Source organism: Psychrobacter sp. Sarcosine-02u-2, from assembly GCF_002836335.1.
Lineage (GTDB): Bacteria > Pseudomonadota > Gammaproteobacteria > Pseudomonadales > Moraxellaceae > Psychrobacter > Psychrobacter faecalis.
The window spans coordinates 1-493 of the sequence record NZ_PJBX01000063.1 but is presented as its reverse complement, the minus strand read 5'-3'; the positions used below and the strand labels follow the sequence as shown (position 1 = coordinate 493).

The 493-nt window shown below is 37.7% G+C and carries 1 protein-coding gene and 1 pseudogene; both read right to left on the bottom strand.

Annotated features, from left to right (window positions below; genetic code table 11):
• Window positions 1-183 (bottom strand): annotated as a pseudogene (locus tag CXF58_RS13900) (hypothetical protein); the annotation flags it as partial.
• 104 nt (window positions 184-287) lie between these two features.
• Window positions 288-493, bottom strand: a 206-nt coding sequence (locus tag CXF58_RS01270; RefSeq protein WP_180952496.1) for a twin-arginine translocase subunit TatC, incomplete at its 5' end; no start/stop codon positions are given.

Below are 493 nucleotides of genomic sequence, written 5' to 3'. Positions count from 1 at the left end.
GGGTGTTGTTGAAAAAAGCTTATTAAGCTCGTTCGCTCCTATTGGATTGTTTCTAGTTTCTACCAATTGATCTTGAAGGCTTGTATTAAGCGCTTTACGATCAAGGATAATGCAGTAGCACTCTTGGTTAAGTCGATTTGCAAGACCGTCATTTTTTTCGTTGTTATTAGTTGGGTGTTCCATTTAGAGTCCGTCGCTAAGTAGAGTACTCACGCTGACATACTCTAGTAAAAAGTAAAAAGTAAAAAGTAAAAAGTAAAAAAGGTTCTTGGCGTGTTTAAGTAGTGCTAGCTACTTTCTAATGTTTCATTCCCTGAGACTAAATCATTATTTCGTTCATTTTTAATTAATATCTTTGCTAAGAGTAAACCCAGCTCAAATAATAGCCACATAGGAATCGCCAACAACAGCATTGATACACCATCAGGCGGTGTCACTACCGCGGCGATCCCAAAACAGCCGACTATGATATAACGACGCTTATCTTCTAAAA